We start from the raw sequence: 14,384 nt of genomic DNA on the forward strand, positions 1-14,384 counted from the left end.
GGATCCTGACGCTTGCGGACCACGTTTATATTGGAAAGATGGCCCTACCGACCATCGCTGTCAATCATCGGGTCTTCAGAGAGCTGTAGCTGAAGAGCAGCTCCTCAGCTCACCCCCTCAGAAACGCCGCCAGCCGCTCCCCGGCCTCTTCCACCGCGCCGTCATTGGAAATCACCAGGTCGTAATCCTCCGGCCGGTCCTCCACCTGCCGCGCCAGCCGGGCCTTGATCTCCTCGAGGCTTTCGCGGCCGCGCGCCGCCAGCCGTCGGGCCAGCACCTCGGGCGCCGCCGTCACCAGCACGGTCTCGACATGGCCGAAGGCTGCGCGAAACAAAGGCAGCGCCCGGCGCGAACCGTTGACGAGCCGCACAGCGCCCGAGGCGATCACCTGCTTTAGCGAGGCCGGCACGCCGTAGCACAGGCCATGCGCGCCCCAGTCGACGCAGAAGGCGCCCTCGGCTTTCAAGCGGGCGAAATCGTCGAGGCCGCAGGCGGAATGGGCTTCGCCGCCAGCCTCCTCTGGCCGGGTGATCACCCGCTGCACCACGCCGAAATCCGGCCGGTCGGCGAGCGCGTTTCGAGCATAGTCGATCAGCGTGTCCTTGCCGGCCCCCGAGGGACCGACGATCACCACCAGCCGGCCCCGGGTCGACAGCGCGGGCTTGATCGCCAGATCCATCACGCCACCCGTCGTCCCTGTCGCCACACCGAGCGCACCACCGGCACGCCGTGGTCGCGGCGGATGCGCACGAGATCGGCGCGCAGGCCCGAGGCGATGCGGCCGCGATCGTCGAGGCCGACGGTCTTGGCCGGCGTCGTCGTCACCATGCGGATCGCCTGGGAGAGATCCATGCCGTTGTCCTCGTCGGCCAGCACGAAGGGCGCGTGGATCAGGCTGAGCGGCACATAGTCGGAGGAGAGCACGTCGAGCACGCCGTGACCTGCGAGATCGCGGGCGGCGATATTGCCGGAATGCGATTTGCCGCGCACGATGTTGGGCGCTCCCATCAGCACGCTCATGCCGGCTTCATGCGAGGCCTTGGCGGCGTCGAGGCTGGTCGGAAATTCCGCCAGCTTGACGCCGAAGCCCTTGGCTTCCTCGACATGGTCGAGCGTCGCGTCGTCATGCGAGGCCACGGTGACGCCGCGCTGATGGCAATGGTCGACGATCGCCCGGCGATGCTTGTCGGCGTAAAGCGCGGAGGCCTCCTGCCGGCGCGCCACGAACTGGGCGAAGGCTTCGTCGGAAAGGCCGCGCTTGGTCTTGTAGTAGAGCGTGTACTGATCCATGGTCTGGAACTGCCGCTGCCCCGGCGCATGGTCCATCAGTGACGCCAGCCGGACTTCGGCGACGTCGGTGAAATTGTCGAAATGGTCGAGCACGTCGGCGGCCGAGACTTCGCAGCGCAGATGGATGAGGTGGTCGGCGCGCAGCCGGCCCTCTTCCTGGGCGCGCTTCAGCGCATCGGCCATCTCGCGCATTTCGCCCGGCGCAAAGCCGCCATCCTCGTCCGAGCCCATCCGCAGGCAGTCGAACACGGTGGTGATGCCGGAGGAGGCGACCTGCGCATCATGCGCCTGGATGGCCGAGACCATCTGCCAGCGCACGCCGGGCCGGGGCGAATAATGGCTTTCGAGATGGTCGGTATGCAGCTCCACCAGCCCGGGGATCAGGAAGTCGCCCTCGAAATCCTCGCCTGTCGTCGTCGGCCCGGTGTCGATGTCGGTGATCACGCCGTTGCGTGCGACGAGCGAACCGGTGACGATCTCGTCTTCGAGGACGATGCGGGCGTTGCGGATGATGAGCTCTTCGGTCATGCGGAGACTGCTTTCTTTGGAGAGGCGGGCGCGCCGGGAAGCGGCAGGATGATGGTCGAACTGGTCGACCCGATCAAGCGCGAGCGCAGCGTGTTGGATATGTGGTCGAAGACAAAGACGACAATAAGGATGAGAATGACCATATAGGCGACATTTTCCCAGTCGCTGTTGGTGCGCATGGCCTCCCACAATTTCAGCCCGATGCCGCCGGCGCCGACCGCGCCGAGAATGGTGGCCGAGCGCGTGTTGGATTCCCAGAAATACAGCGCCTGGCTGAGAAACACCGGCATCACCTGCGGCAGCACGCCGAAGCGGTTGACGGCCATCGGCGAGGCGCCCACCGAGCGCACGCCTTCGGGCTGCTTCTGGTCGACATTTTCCAGCGCCTCGGCATAGAGCTTGCCGAGCGTGCCGGTGTCGGTGAAGAAGATCGCCGACATGCCGGCCAGCGGTCCGGGACCAAAAGCGCGGGTGAAGAACAGCGCCCAGATCAGCATGTCGACCGAACGCTGGAAGTCGAAGAAGCGCTTGATCAGCTGGTTGGTCAGCCGGTTGCCGGTAATGTTGCGGGCGGCGAGGAAGGACAGTGGAAAGGCGATCAGCGTCGCCAGCACCGTGCCGACGAAGGCCATCACGATGGTCTGCATCAGCTTGACCCAGACATCGAGATGCTGCCAGGACGGATTGTAGAGAAAATCGTTCAGCGCCAGCGAGAGATTGCTGGTTCCGGGCTTCAGCTCGGGGCCTGATGCGATCAGGCTCGTGACTTGGCCGAAGCTCTTGCCGAAAAAGGCGGAATTGGTGTCGAAGAAGAAGTTCGGCCAGCCGAAGAAGCGGTTGCGGATGCGCACCCGGTCGTCCTCGATATCGGCCCAACCGGATAGGCCCAGCGACACGGTGATCTTGCCGCCCGGCGACCGCTGTTCGGCCCAGGCGGGCATGGGCTCGGTCAGCCGCGTTTCGCCGGACCCATCCAGAAGCACGGTCAGCGTTTCGGAGCCGCGTTTCACCAGCACGCGGTCGGGCGTGGTTTCGATCGAGGTCGAGGCGGAGAAGTTGACGGTGACCTTGCTCGCCACTTGCTCGGTTTCGTCCGTTGCCGCCGCGGCATCGGTTGCAGCCGCAGGTTCCGCCGCCTTCGGCGGCGCCATGAAACTGATCGTCGATTTCTTCTGCGGCGCGATGGAGGCGTCGGACGCCGCTTGCGCCTCGGGGGCGGCCTTGGATTGGCTGCTGAAATCTGCGACCAGCCAGTCTGGGCGAGGATCGTTCATGCCAGCGGGGTCGGCGCGGTTGAACACCACGCGCAATTTGCCGTCCTTGCCGATCTCGATGTCGGGCCGGCTTTCATAGGACACCCAGTCGGCGAGATAGGCGCCGGCAATGCCCCAATTGGCGCCGGACAACACCGCGCCGATATGGAAGAACCAGCCGCAGAAGACGAGATAGAGCAGGAACAGGCCGGTGAAAACAGGGCCTCGGAACCGCTGCCAGGCGCTGCGCTGGAAGATCTCCGGGTGGCGGGCGACGATGGCGTCCATGTCGGGGCGGGCGATGCGGGTCATGGTCACTCTCCTCAGCCGATCGGGGTGAAGGCCTGTTCGCCCACCAGCCGCTTGCGCAGCCAGGCGGAGAACTGGTCGACGGCGATGATCGTCACCAGAAGCAGGCCGACGATGGCGATCGTCTTCGCCGCATGGCTCTGGCTGATCGACAGGCGCAAGAGTTCACCGATGCCGCCGCCGCCGACCGCGCCGATGATGGTCGAGGCGCGGACATTGATCTCCAGCCTGAGCAGAAAATAGCTCATGAAGTTCGGCAGCACCTGCGGGAGCATGGCGAAGCGCACCCGCTCGAACCAGTTGGCGCCCACCGCGCGCAGGCCTTCGTCGGGTTTCATATCGGCGTTCTCGATCACCTCATAGAACAGTTTGCCGAGCGCGCCGATCGTGTGCAGGCTGACCGCGATGATGGCGGGCACCGGACCGAGCGAGAGGATGGCGAGGAAGAAGCCGGCGATCACCACTTCGGGAAAGGCGCGCAGGATTTCCATATAGCGCCGCGCCAGCGCCCGGATCCACGGATTGGGCATCATGTTCTTGGCGGCGAGAAAGGCCAGCATGAAGCCGAACACCACGCCGATCACGGTCGAGATCAGCGCGATGTTGATCGTCTCGATCATCTTGTAGATATATTCCGGCAGATACAGGCTTTCAGTCAGGTAATAGCGGCCTTCGGGATAATTGTATTTCAGGCTGCCGTCGTCATAGGGCGAGGGCAGGTCGAACAGCGCGCGGATGATCTCGAAAGGATCGCGCGGCTGAAGCTCGTGCAGGAAATCGAAGAAATAGGGCAGGCGGTCGAAGAATTTGCCGGAATTGGTCTCGTTGGCGAACCACAGCGAGCCGCTCATCGCGATCAGAAAAGCGGCAAGCCCGATGAACGTATAGAGCCGGCGGCGGGCGGCGAGATCGCGCCAATGCTGTTCGACGAGCCGTCCGCTGTCGGACAGAACCGGGTGGGTGTTGCTGAGGGCCATGTCCGCCTGTTCCCGCATGTCGTTTACGCCCGCTGTTCATCTGCGGCCGTCGTCAGAAAAGAATGCGCCGGTGGACTTAGGGGCCACCGGCGCGGATCAGGCTTGAATCAGCCGCCGATGACGGCCTTGCGGGCGTCGATGATCGGCTTGTAGAAGTCGACATTGACTTCGGTGTAGCTCTTGAAGTCGCCGCCCTGGATGGCGGAGAAGCAGGCCGGGTCGGACTTCGGCAGGTTCATCATGAAGTCCTTGAACTTGGCCTTCATGTCCTGGTTCATTGAGGTGCGGACGACGATCGGGCCGTTCGGGATCAAGGGCGATTCCCACAGCTGCACCAGGTCGTCCATGTTCAGGATGCCCTTGTCGACCATCTTGCGCAGGTTGCCCGAGGTGTAGCCGTCCTTGAATTCGCCCACGCCCGAAGCCCAGGTCGTGCCGGCGTCGAAATTGCCCTTGAGCACTTCGAGAACGAGGTTTTCATGGCCGCCGCCAAAGCCGGTGGAGGCGAAGAATTCCTTGACCGGCATGCCGAGCGCTTCCGGCAGCGTCACGTTCGGAACGAGGTAGCCAGAGGTAGAGTCCGGATCGGCGAAGCCGAGCTTCTTGCCCTTGAGGTCCTCAATGGTCTTGTAGCCCTTGTCCTTGCGGGCGACGAGCACCGAGTGATAGCCCATCGAACCGTCGGTCTGCACGGTGGTCAGGATCGGCTCGACGGCCTTGGCGTTGGCGAGGTAGATCTTGGCGTAGCCGGAAGCGCCGAGTTCGGCGTAATCGAGCGTGCCGCCGAGCAGGCCCTGCACGACGCCGTCATAATCGGCGGCCGGGAACAGCGACACTTTTTCGACGCCGAGCACGGAGGGGAGCTTTTCGACCATGCACTGATAGCTCTTCAGGCGGTCGGCTTCGTTTTCGCCGCCGAGGATGCCGATGCGGAATTCCTTGAGGTCTTCGGCCATGGCGCCGGTGGCCACGGTCAGGAGCGCGACGGACGCGAACAGGACTTTCTTGAACATTGATGGTCTCCCTCAGCCGGATCATCCGGCTCTGTTGATGCGGTTTTTGCCTTTGACGCGGGCGGGCGAACTGGTGTCGCCTCAGACGCCGGCGAGCGCGATGGGCTCGAGCGAGCGTTCATGACGGGCGGGTCTGGAAATGGCGGTCGAGGTCATGCTTTCGTCGATGCCGTCCTCGGTGTTGTAGATCTGTTTGACGGCCTCGGGCGTCAGCGCCTCCGGCGGACCGTCGAACACCACGGCGCCGTCGGCCATGCCGATGATGCGTTCGCAATAGTGCCGCGCCGTATCCAGCGTGTGCAGATTGGTGATCACGGTGATGCCGTCCTGCTCGTTGATGTCGCGCAGCGCGTCCATGACGATCTTCGCGTTCAAGGGGTCGAGCGAGGCGATCGGCTCGTCGGCAAGCAGCACTTTCGGCTCCTGCATCAGGGCGCGGGCGATGGCGACGCGCTGCTGCTGGCCGCCCGACAGCGTGCCGGCGGGCTGCAGCGCCGTCTGTTCGATGCCGAGACGTTCGAGCGCGGCGATCGCCATGATCCGCTCTTCGCGGGAGAACAGGCCGAGCACCGACATGACCGTCGAGCGATGGTTCAGCCGGCCGAGCAGCACATTGGTCAGCACGTCGAGCCGCGGCACCAGGTTGAACTGCTGGAAGATCATCGCGCAATCGCGCTGCCAGCGGCGCAACGCCTCGCCGCGGAGGCTGGAAACTTCCTGGCCGCCGAAGCGGATGGCTCCCGAGCTCACCGGCCCGAGCCGGTTGATCATCCGGATGAAGGTGGATTTGCCGGCGCCGGAGCGGCCGATAATGCCCACCATCTGCCCGCTCGGTATGTCGAGCGTCACGTCACGCACCGCCGTCTTTGCGCCAAACTGCTTGGTGACATGCCTGAATTCGAACATGCGGCCAGCCTTTCCCATTTTATGATTTTTTAAGATCTTCCCCTTCTCTAGGCCCGCTGCTTGACTGTTGAATGTCAGTGCGATGACAGTTTTCTGACATCTGCGGGCCCGAGAGTTTCAGGCGCTTGGGGTCGATCAGACGCCGGCGTGGCGGGCCAGGAATTCTTCGGCTGTCATGGATCTGAAATCATCGAGCGCATTGCGCAACCGGTCGTGGTCCCAGTCCCACCAGGCCAGACGCTCGTATTTTTCCGCCACGATGCGGTCGAAGCGTTCGCGGATCAGCCTAGCCGGCACGCCGCCGACGATCGTGTAGGGCGCGACGTCGCGGCTGACCACCGCGCCCGCGCCGACCACGGCGCCGTTGCCGATGGTCACGCCCGGCAGCACAGTCACGCCATGGCCGAGCCACACGTCGTGGCCGATCACGACGCGGTTTCCCCGCCGCCATTCGAAAAACTCGGTCTCGTCCTCGGCATCCGGCCAGTAGTCGCCGGCGCGATAGGTGAAATGATGCAGCGTCGGCCGCCAGGTCGGATGATTGGTGGCGTTGATGCGCACGGAGGCGGCGATATTGGCGAATTTGCCGATGGTGGCGCACCACACCTGGCCGCCGCGCTCGATATAGGAATAGTCGTCCATGTCGAGTTCGGAGATCCGGCAGTTCTCGCCGATCTCGGTATAGCGACCGAGCCGGCTGTCCTGGACGTCGGCCGTCGGATGGATCAGAGGTTCAACAGACAGCTTGGTCATCATGCGGCCTTTCGGGCGGAGAAATGCGAGACGTCGATGATCTGGTCGGCCACTTCGGCCCGCACGTCCTCGTCGTGGAAGATGCCCAGCAGGGCTGCGCCCTCGGCCTTCTTGGCGCGGATCATCTCCACGACGACGGCGCGATTGGTCGCGTCCAGCGACGCCGTCGGCTCGTCGAGCAGCAGGATCGGATGATCGGTGATGAAGCCGCGGGCGATGTTGACGCGCTGCTGTTCGCCGCCCGAGAAGGTGGCGGGCGGCAGGCTCCACAGCGCTTCCGGCAGGTTGAGTTTCGCCAGCAGTTCGGCGGCCTTGTCGCGCGCCGCCGCATGGCTTTCGCCGAGCGAGACGAGCGGTTCGGCCACCACGTCGATCGCCGCAACGCGCGGCACGGCGCGCAGGAACTGGCTGACATAGCCGAGCGTATGGCGGCGGATGTCGAGGATCTCGCGCGGGCTGGCCGTGGCGAGATCGACGGTGCGGCCTTTATGGGCGATCAGGATCTGGCCGAAATCGACGCCGTAATTGCCATAGAGCATCTTCAGGATCGACGATTTGCCGACGCCGGAGGGGCCGCCGAGCACCGCGCATTGCCCCGATTTCAGCGAGAAATGCACGTCATTGACGACGGGCAGCTCCAGCCCGCCGCGCAGATGCATTGTGAAGCTCTTGCGAACCTCGTGGACGACGAGGGGAGTGGTCATGTCACACCTGCAGGATCGAGGAGACGAGAAGCTGGGTATAGGGCTGGCGCGGATCATCCAGCACCCGGTCGGTCAGCCCGTGTTCGATGACGCGGCCATCCTTCATCACCATCATCCGATGCGACAAGAGCCGCGCCACCGCCAGATCATGGGTGACGATGATGACGGCGAGACCGAGATCGGACACGAGCCCGCGAATGAGATCCAGCAGCCGCGCCTGCACCGACACGTCCAGCCCGCCGGTCGGCTCATCCATGAAGACGAGCCGCGGCGCCGTCACCAGATTGCGGGCGATCTGCAGCCGCTGCCGCATGCCGCCCGAAAAGGCGCGCGGCTGGTCGTCGATGCGATCGGCGCCGATTTCCACGCGGCTCAGCCAGTCGAAGGCGGTGTCGCGGATATGGCCGTAATGCCTGTCGCCGATCGCCATCAACCGCTCGCCGACATTGGCGCCGGCGGATACCGTCATCCTGAGGCCGTCGGCCGGGTTCTGATGCACGAAGCCCCAATCGGTCCGCATCAGGAACCGGCGCTCGGCCTCGCCCATATCGGCGAGATTGCGAAACTGCCCGTCGCGCATCCGGTATTCGACAGATCCCGCCTGCGCCGACAGCCTTGTGGAGACGCAATTGAGCAACGTCGTCTTGCCGGAGCCGGATTCGCCGACGATCGCCAGCACTTCACCAGGCCAGAGATCGAAATTGACGTCGAAACACCCGATACGGCCGCCATAGAATTTCGACAGGCCATGCACTTTGAGGAGAGGAAGGTCGGTCATGGCTGGGCTCCTGATGTCTTGATCGCTGCGGCGGCGGCAATTGCGAGGGGAGAAAAGACCCCGCCCCAACCCCTCCCCACGAGGGGGAGGGGCTTAACCTGCCGCTGCGCTGCGGCCCAAGCGAGGCAGGAGGAAGCCGCGAGTCTTCTCCCCCCTTGTGGGGGAGATGGCCGGCAGGCCAGAGGGGGAATTGGCGTCCCGTTCGACGGCGCGACTTTGAAAAAGCCCCTCATTCCGCCGCCTCCAACTCACTCTGATCCCCAACATGCCCCTGCGCACGTCGGTCCTCGCAGAAATCGGTGTCGGAGCAGACGAACATCCGGCCGCCGCGATCATCCAGGATCACCTCGTCGAGATAGGAGGTCGTGCAGCCGCACAGCGCGCAGGGCTTTTCAAACCGCTGGATCTCGAACGGATGATCTTCGAAATCGAGGCTGGTCGCCTGGGTGTAGGGCGGCACCGCATAGATGCGCTTTTCGCGCCCGGCGCCGAACAGCTGCAGCGCCTCGGAATTGTCGATCTTCGGATTGTCGAATTTCGGAATGGGCGAGGGGTCCATCACATAACGTCCCGCCACTTTCACCGGATAGGCATAGGTCGTGGCGATATGGCCGTTGCGGGCGATGTCCTCATAGAGCTTCACATGCATGAGGCCGTATTCTTCCAGCGCATGCATCATCCGCGTCTCGGTCTCGCGCGGTTCGAGAAAGCGCAGAGGTTCCGGGATCGGCACCTGATAGACGAGGATCTGGCCCTGTTGCAGCGTCTCCTCGGGAATGCGGTGGCGCGTCTGGATGATGGTGGCCTCGCGCGTCTTCGTCGTCACAGCGACCCGCGCGACTTTCTCGAAGAAGGCGCGGATGGAGACGGCGTTGGTGGTGTCGTCGGCGCCCTGGTCGATGACCTTGAGCCGATCCTCCGGCCCGATGATCGCCGCCGTCACCTGCACGCCGCCCGTGCCCCAGCCGTAAGGCATCGGCATTTCGCGGGAGGCGAAGGGAACCTGATAGCCGGGTATCGCGATGGCCTTGAGGATCGCCCGGCGGATCATCCGCTTGGTCTGCTCGTCGAGATAGGCGAAGTTGTAAGTGGCGATATCGGGCGTCATTGCGCGGCCTTTCCTTGCTGGGCGTACTGCGCGAGCCGCTCTTGGAGCGTGCCGGTATGAAGTTCGAACAGGTGGTTGTCCCGGTCGTAAAAATAGATCGACCGGCCTTCGCCCGGAATGCGCGGCCGCGGCGGGCGCATATCGAGACCGAGCGAGGCGATGCGTTCGACATAGACGTCGAACGCGGCGTCGGGGATCTTGAAGGCGATGTGATTGTAGCTGCGCTCACCGAGCGCCTCGCCCTGCATCACGGCCACCCAGACGCCGCCGATGAGGAAGAACTTTTCCCGCGACAACGAGAATTGCTGCGCCCCGCTGTCATAGATTTCCTCGGCGTCGAACACGGTCTTGAGGATATCGGCCATGTCGTCGGGATCGCGCACGATCAGCGTGATATGGGACAGGCCCTCGATCATTGCGCGGCCTCCATCATCTCGTTCTGGTCCTGAGAGCGGGCCTCGTATTCCGCGCGCATCTGGCGCACGAGGCCCAGTTCGGCCTGGAAGTCCACGTAATGCGGCAGCTTCAGGTGTTCGACGAAGCCCGTCGCCTGGACATTGTCGGAATGGGAGATCACGAATTCCTCATCCTGGGCGGGGGCGACCACATCCTCGCCGAATTCCTGGGCCCTAAGCGCCCGGTCGACCAGCGACATCGCCATGGCCTTGCGCTCGGACTGGCCGAAGACGAGGCCGTAGCCGCGGGTGAATTGCGGCGGCTGCTTGGCGGAGCCCTTGAACTGGTTGACCATCTGGCATTCGGTGACGCGGATGCGGCCGAGCGAGACGGAAAAGCCGAGTTCCGGCAGCTCGATCTCGACATCCACCAGCCCGATGCGGATCTCGCCGACAAAGGGATGGGTGCGGGCGTAGCCGCGCTGGGTGGAATAAGCGAGCGCCAGCAGAAAACCCTCGTCGCCGCGCGCCAGAGCCTGCAGGCGAAGATCGCGGGCGAGCGGAAATTCCAGCGGCTCGCGGGTGATGTCGCCCGCGACATGATCGGGGCCGAGATCGCCGTCGCCCTCGATCAGCCCTTCGCCGTCGAGAATGTCGGAGACGCGCATCACCCGTTCGGGCGACGCCTCGCGCCGCGCCGGCGCCTCGACCGCGTCGTCCCTCGCGAGCGAGGGATCGAGCAGGCGATGGGTGTAATCGAAAGTCGGGCCGAGCAACTGTCCGCCCGGCAGGTCCTTATAGGTCGCCGACACCCGTCGCTCGATCTTCATCGCGCCGGTGTCGACCGGGACGGAGGAGGCGAAGCGCGGCAGCGTGGTGCGATAGGCCCTGAGCAGGAAGATCGCCTCGATCATGTCGCCGCGCGACTGGCGGATGGCGAGCGCGGCCAACGTCCGGTCGTAAAGCGAGGCCTCGGCCATCACCCGGTCGACGGCGAGGCCGAGCTGGGCAGTGATCTGCTCGAGCGTCAGACCCGGCAGGCTGCGGTCGCCGCGGCGGCGGTCGGCGAGCAGGCGATGGGCATTGGCGATGGCGGCTTCCCCGCCCTTGACGGCGACATACATCAGGCTTTCTCCCCGGTCAGTTCAGGCGTGGCGGCGAGGATGCGCGCCGATCGCGGCAGGCACAGGCAGGCGCGGCCCGCCGTCAGGATCAGGTCGACGCCGCGCGGATAGAGCGCATGGTTCTCGGCCCAGAGCGCTGGAAACAGCCCCGGCAGCCCCTTGGGCGAAATGGTGATGCGGTCGCGGATGCCCGGTCCCGCCAGCGTCAGTTCCTCGCCGCCTTCCAGCGCCTCCAGCTCGACGATCACGGTCGTCGAGCGATCGGGATAATCCTGGCTGCCGCGACCGAAAGAGGCGAGCGCCGGAAACAGCGCCCCGGCTTCGATCAGAGCGAACCGCGCCTCGCTCTTGATGTCGGTGACGGCGGCGCCGGTCTGGAAGCCCAACCAGGCTGCTGCGCCGGCCTTGGCCAGCGCAGGGGAGAGATGAACAGGCGTATCCTGATCGAACAGCGTCAGCGCGATCGCGCTCTGCGCCCGTCCCATCGGCTTCGGCCCGCGGGCGTCGCCCTCGATCCAGCCGATCGTCCCGGGCCGCGCCATCGCGTCCATCACCACGCGAAACGCCAATTGCGCCTCGAGCACGGGGTCGGAAAAGGCGCCTGTGTAGGTGTCTGTGGCGGTCATGCGCATGCTCCGTGAAAATGTGATGCGGAGCGCTTGCGGCCACCCCCCTCTGTCCTGCCGGACATCTCCCCCTCAAGGGGGGACATCGAACTGCGGCGATGCCCCGACCTCTCGATAGGTTCGACATTGCGGCACAGTCGCTGTCTGATGCTGCGGAAGCCGCCGCCCCCATCCAATCTCCCCCTTTGAGGGGGAGATGCCCGGCAGGGCAGAGGGGGGTAGCTCCAGCCCGCAGCCTGCAAATCGAAACGCGGATCCATCTCAATCCTCCCCGCGCACCAGCGTGAAGAAATCGACCTTGGTCGCCGCCGTCTCAGCCGCCAGCGCCGCATCCTCGTCCGCCACGCGCGCCTCGATCGTCGCGACCAGCCCATCGACGACTGCGGAAAACTCCGCCCGCTGTCCGAGCGCGTCGAGAATGGCCGCCAGCCGCGCATGGACCTTGTCGCCGCCGAGCAATTGTCCATGGCCGATCTCGCCGGTCGAAAGCCGCACGCTGGCCCTGCTGACGCTGACTTCGCCGAGATTGAACGGCGAACCGCCGCCGCCGATCTTTCCGCGCACCATCACCAGCCCGGTTTCGGGACCGCGCACCGGCGACACGCCGACAGCGCCGGCATGCTGTGCGAGAAATTGTTCGAGTTCGCCGCGACCGGCCCGGGCGAAAGCGTTCATGCGGCGCTTGCGCTCCGGCCCTGCTTGGGTTTCATGTGCCGGTGAGGCTGGGGATTCTGTCATGGATCGCTCTCCATTTGTCTATTTAACTAGACAAGTTCGATAAGCGCTGTGTATCCTTCAACCATGACAGGCCTGTGACGGGAGAAAGCGGTGAGCGGAGAAAAATCGCGGGGACCGGTCGAGCGCCGCTCGGGCGTCGCTCTCTGGCGGCAGATCGCCGACGCCATCCGCCAGTCGATCGCCGATGGCGAATTCGAGGGCATGATGCCGGGCGAGATCGCGCTCGCCGCCCGCTTCGGCGTCAACCGCCACACGGTGCGCGCGGCCATCGCCGCGCTGGTGGAGGAGGGGCTGCTCGACAGCGTCCAGGGCCGCGGCACGCTGATCCGCCGCCAGACCCGCTTCACCTTCCCGATCACCCGCCGCACGCGCTTTTCCGAAGGCCTCGCCGGACAGTCGAGTTCTCGCGACATCCGGCTGGTGGCGGAAGAGCGCATCGAGGCCGACGCCATGCTGGCATCGGCTCTCGGCGTCGAACTCGGCGTCGAACTGCTCCGGCTGACGCTGGTGTCGCGCGCCGACGGCGTGCCGGTTTCCACCTCGATCAATCATTTCGACGCCGCCCGATTCGCCGGCATGGCGGCTGCCGTGCGCGACACCGGCTCGATCACCCGCGCCTATGCGGAGCTCGGCGTCACCGACTATATCCGCCTGACCACCGACCTGACCGCCCGGCTCGCCGACGAGCGCGAACGGCTGCTCTTGGAGTTGAAGCCCGGCGCCGTGGTCATGGAGGCCCGCGCCGTCAATGCCACGCCCGACGGCGCGCCGATCCAATACGCCGTGACCTGTTTTGCGGCGGATCGCGTCACTTTGAAACTCGACATGCCGGTCTGATCTGTCACAAAGCGCTGTTTCTCAATGTCATAATATGACGCTTGATTGTGACAACAGCCTCCGCTTCCCCTTGCGCAGACCCGAGGCTTTGTGAACGCGGCCGAAAACGCCAGCGTCGTCAGCTTCCTGGGTGGTGTAAAATTGGTAAAGCAAGGAAGTTGGACGCATGAGCGGACGCAAGAAAATCTATGAGGCCCTGCTCGAGGGCGCGCGCGACGGGCTCAAGGATCAGGCGCTCTACGCCTATGTCGTCGATCATTGCGCCAAAGCCTCCAGCAAGAAAATCGTCCGCGCCTCGCTGCTGGCGCTCTCCGACCCCGACCTCAAGGACGCCTCAATCCTCGAAGCCATTTATGCGCTGGCCATCAAGCACCGGCTGGATCCGGTCGAGGCGAATGACGCGCATGTGGAGGAAGAGGACAAGCCGGTGAAGAAGGGGAAGAAGTAAGGCGGCCATACCGGCTCTTTGCATAAGAAAGTACCGTTTGTTCATGCTCTCAACCTCTGGTAATCGTCTGGTTGAGTTTTGTATGGACTGGCGGAGATGGCCACCGAATTCGTTCCCCATCCGATCACTGGCGGCCTCACTTTCGGACAAGTCCCTCCCTGCGTCACGCGCGGCGTCCACTTACCTGGAGGGGAGATTCGTCTCTTGATCGGGCGTCATATTGGCCCCAATCACGGATATGGTCTGAGGCATATTTGGGCTGAACACGCAAAGGAGATGGCCGCCGCCGGGATCACGACATCGGAAGGGGTCGGTCACTACGTGGCCCTGATTATCCGTCCTGGCACTCCGCTGTTTTACAGCGGCGACAGTTTTCGGAAGACTCGGCTTATGGCTGTGCGATCAGCGACGGGAACGGCAATTCTCGAATGGCGCGATCAGCGAGATATGCCCTTCTGGTCTGTCGTCACAGCCTATTCGGCAAACAAAAAGCACGGTTCCCTCATCGGGACCGTGCTTTGATCGTGCTCGCAGTAGCAGCGTCGCCTTAGCGCAAGGGTTCGGAGACCAACTTAATGTCCTGCGAATAAGCTCCCT

The 14,384-nt window shown here is 64.3% G+C and carries 17 protein-coding genes; 3 read left to right on the plus strand and 14 right to left on the minus strand.

Annotated features, from left to right (window positions below):
* Positions 1-109: 109 nt before the first annotated feature.
* The 14 genes from phnN to phnG form a co-directional block, all read right to left on the minus strand.
* Positions 110-679: a phosphonate metabolism protein/1,5-bisphosphokinase (PRPP-forming) PhnN gene (gene phnN, locus OCK01_RS13080; RefSeq protein WP_263824293.1), complete on the minus strand. Its 570-nt coding sequence runs from the start codon at positions 677-679 to the stop codon at positions 110-112.
* Positions 679-1,818: an alpha-D-ribose 1-methylphosphonate 5-triphosphate diphosphatase gene (locus tag OCK01_RS13085; protein WP_263824294.1), complete on the minus strand. Its 1,140-nt coding sequence runs from the start codon at positions 1,816-1,818 to the stop codon at positions 679-681. The genes phnN and OCK01_RS13085 overlap by 1 nt, the downstream gene beginning before the upstream one ends.
* On the minus strand, positions 1,815-3,383 hold the full coding sequence (gene phnE / locus OCK01_RS13090) for a phosphonate ABC transporter, permease protein PhnE (RefSeq protein WP_263824295.1): 1,569 nt from the start codon (positions 3,381-3,383) through the stop codon (positions 1,815-1,817). Before phnE (OCK01_RS13090) ends, OCK01_RS13085 begins: the two co-directional genes overlap by 4 nt.
* Before the next feature lie 11 nt (positions 3,384-3,394).
* Positions 3,395-4,357 (minus strand): phosphonate ABC transporter, permease protein PhnE, encoded by a 963-nt coding sequence (phnE, locus tag OCK01_RS13095; RefSeq protein WP_263824296.1) that lies wholly within the window; start codon positions 4,355-4,357, stop codon positions 3,395-3,397.
* Between the two features lie 107 nt (positions 4,358-4,464).
* Entirely contained in the window at positions 4,465-5,370 is a 906-nt protein-coding gene (phnD, locus tag OCK01_RS13100) for a phosphonate ABC transporter substrate-binding protein (RefSeq protein ID WP_263824297.1), read from the minus strand.
* Between the two features lie 81 nt (positions 5,371-5,451).
* Positions 5,452-6,276 carry a phosphonate ABC transporter ATP-binding protein gene (gene phnC, locus OCK01_RS13105; protein ID WP_263824298.1) on the minus strand — a complete coding sequence of 275 codons (825 nt, stop codon included), beginning with the start codon at positions 6,274-6,276 and terminating at the stop codon, positions 5,452-5,454.
* Positions 6,277-6,411: 135 nt separating this feature from the next.
* Positions 6,412-7,032 carry a DapH/DapD/GlmU-related protein gene (locus OCK01_RS13110; protein ID WP_263824299.1) on the minus strand — a complete coding sequence of 207 codons (621 nt, stop codon included), beginning with the start codon at positions 7,030-7,032 and terminating at the stop codon, positions 6,412-6,414.
* Entirely contained in the window at positions 7,029-7,733 is a 705-nt protein-coding gene (gene phnL, locus OCK01_RS13115) for a phosphonate C-P lyase system protein PhnL (protein WP_263824300.1), read from the minus strand. The genes OCK01_RS13110 and phnL overlap by 4 nt, the downstream gene beginning before the upstream one ends.
* 1 nt (position 7,734) lies before the next feature.
* Entirely contained in the window at positions 7,735-8,511 is a 777-nt protein-coding gene (phnK, locus tag OCK01_RS13120) for a phosphonate C-P lyase system protein PhnK (RefSeq protein WP_182827062.1), read from the minus strand.
* Positions 8,512-8,740: 229 nt separating this feature from the next.
* Positions 8,741-9,619: an alpha-D-ribose 1-methylphosphonate 5-phosphate C-P-lyase PhnJ gene (locus OCK01_RS13125; protein ID WP_263824301.1), complete on the minus strand. Its 879-nt coding sequence runs from the start codon at positions 9,617-9,619 to the stop codon at positions 8,741-8,743.
* Positions 9,616-10,035 carry a FosX/FosE/FosI family fosfomycin resistance hydrolase gene (gene fosX / locus OCK01_RS13130; protein ID WP_263824302.1) on the minus strand — a complete coding sequence of 140 codons (420 nt, stop codon included), beginning with the start codon at positions 10,033-10,035 and terminating at the stop codon, positions 9,616-9,618. The genes OCK01_RS13125 and fosX overlap by 4 nt, the downstream gene beginning before the upstream one ends.
* The gene (locus OCK01_RS13135; protein WP_263824303.1) at positions 10,032-11,138 is read right to left on the minus strand and encodes a carbon-phosphorus lyase complex subunit PhnI; all 1,107 of its coding nucleotides are present in this window, start codon (positions 11,136-11,138) and stop codon (positions 10,032-10,034) included. Before OCK01_RS13135 ends, fosX begins: the two co-directional genes overlap by 4 nt.
* A complete protein-coding gene (gene phnH, locus OCK01_RS13140; protein WP_263824304.1) occupies positions 11,138-11,764 on the minus strand; it encodes a phosphonate C-P lyase system protein PhnH in 627 nt (208 codons plus the stop codon). Before phnH ends, OCK01_RS13135 begins: the two co-directional genes overlap by 1 nt.
* A gap of 261 nt (positions 11,765-12,025) precedes the next feature.
* A complete protein-coding gene (gene phnG / locus OCK01_RS13145) occupies positions 12,026-12,502 on the minus strand; it encodes a phosphonate C-P lyase system protein PhnG (RefSeq protein ID WP_263824305.1) in 477 nt (158 codons plus the stop codon).
* A gap of 90 nt (positions 12,503-12,592) precedes the next feature.
* Between phnG and phnF the strand changes: the two genes are divergently transcribed.
* From phnF to OCK01_RS13160, 3 genes are all read left to right on the plus strand, one after another.
* Positions 12,593-13,339 carry a phosphonate metabolism transcriptional regulator PhnF gene (phnF, locus tag OCK01_RS13150; RefSeq protein WP_263824306.1) on the plus strand — a complete coding sequence of 249 codons (747 nt, stop codon included), beginning with the start codon at positions 12,593-12,595 and terminating at the stop codon, positions 13,337-13,339.
* A gap of 166 nt (positions 13,340-13,505) precedes the next feature.
* Entirely contained in the window at positions 13,506-13,787 is a 282-nt protein-coding gene (locus OCK01_RS13155) for a hypothetical protein (RefSeq protein WP_263824307.1), read from the plus strand.
* Between the two features lie 96 nt (positions 13,788-13,883).
* The gene (locus tag OCK01_RS13160) at positions 13,884-14,309 is read left to right on the plus strand and encodes a hypothetical protein (RefSeq protein ID WP_182827056.1); all 426 of its coding nucleotides are present in this window, start codon (positions 13,884-13,886) and stop codon (positions 14,307-14,309) included.
* Positions 14,310-14,384 lie beyond the last annotated feature (75 nt).

This window comes from Rhizobium sp. TRM95796 (genome assembly GCF_025779995.1).
GTDB lineage: Bacteria > Pseudomonadota > Alphaproteobacteria > Rhizobiales > Rhizobiaceae > Rhizobium_E.

What these genes read in the sequence shown, in the direction of transcription:
- phnN (WP_263824293.1), bottom strand. Translation starts at nt 679, where the DNA reads ATGGATCTGGCGATCAAGCCCGCGCTGTCGACCCGGGGCCGGCTGGTG.
- OCK01_RS13085 (WP_263824294.1), bottom strand. Translation starts at nt 1,818, where the DNA reads ATGACCGAAGAGCTCATCATCCGCAACGCCCGCATCGTCCTCGAAGAC.
- phnE (WP_263824295.1), bottom strand. Translation starts at nt 3,383, where the DNA reads ATGACCCGCATCGCCCGCCCCGACATGGACGCCATCGTCGCCCGCCAC.
- phnE (WP_263824296.1), bottom strand. Translation starts at nt 4,357, where the DNA reads ATGGCCCTCAGCAACACCCACCCGGTTCTGTCCGACAGCGGACGGCTC.
- phnD (WP_263824297.1), bottom strand. Translation starts at nt 5,370, where the DNA reads ATGTTCAAGAAAGTCCTGTTCGCGTCCGTCGCGCTCCTGACCGTGGCC.
- phnC (WP_263824298.1), bottom strand. Translation starts at nt 6,276, where the DNA reads ATGTTCGAATTCAGGCATGTCACCAAGCAGTTTGGCGCAAAGACGGCG.
- OCK01_RS13110 (WP_263824299.1), bottom strand. Translation starts at nt 7,032, where the DNA reads ATGATGACCAAGCTGTCTGTTGAACCTCTGATCCATCCGACGGCCGAC.
- phnL (WP_263824300.1), bottom strand. Translation starts at nt 7,733, where the DNA reads ATGACCACTCCCCTCGTCGTCCACGAGGTTCGCAAGAGCTTCACAATG.
- phnK (WP_182827062.1), bottom strand. Translation starts at nt 8,511, where the DNA reads ATGACCGACCTTCCTCTCCTCAAAGTGCATGGCCTGTCGAAATTCTAT.
- OCK01_RS13125 (WP_263824301.1), bottom strand. Translation starts at nt 9,619, where the DNA reads ATGACGCCCGATATCGCCACTTACAACTTCGCCTATCTCGACGAGCAG.
- fosX (WP_263824302.1), bottom strand. Translation starts at nt 10,035, where the DNA reads ATGATCGAGGGCCTGTCCCATATCACGCTGATCGTGCGCGATCCCGAC.
- OCK01_RS13135 (WP_263824303.1), bottom strand. Translation starts at nt 11,138, where the DNA reads ATGTATGTCGCCGTCAAGGGCGGGGAAGCCGCCATCGCCAATGCCCAT.
- phnH (WP_263824304.1), bottom strand. Translation starts at nt 11,764, where the DNA reads ATGACCGCCACAGACACCTACACAGGCGCCTTTTCCGACCCCGTGCTC.
- phnG (WP_263824305.1), bottom strand. Translation starts at nt 12,502, where the DNA reads ATGACAGAATCCCCAGCCTCACCGGCACATGAAACCCAAGCAGGGCCG.
- OCK01_RS13155 (WP_263824307.1), top strand. Translation starts at nt 13,506, where the DNA reads ATGAGCGGACGCAAGAAAATCTATGAGGCCCTGCTCGAGGGCGCGCGC.
- OCK01_RS13160 (WP_182827056.1), top strand. Translation starts at nt 13,884, where the DNA reads ATGGCCACCGAATTCGTTCCCCATCCGATCACTGGCGGCCTCACTTTC.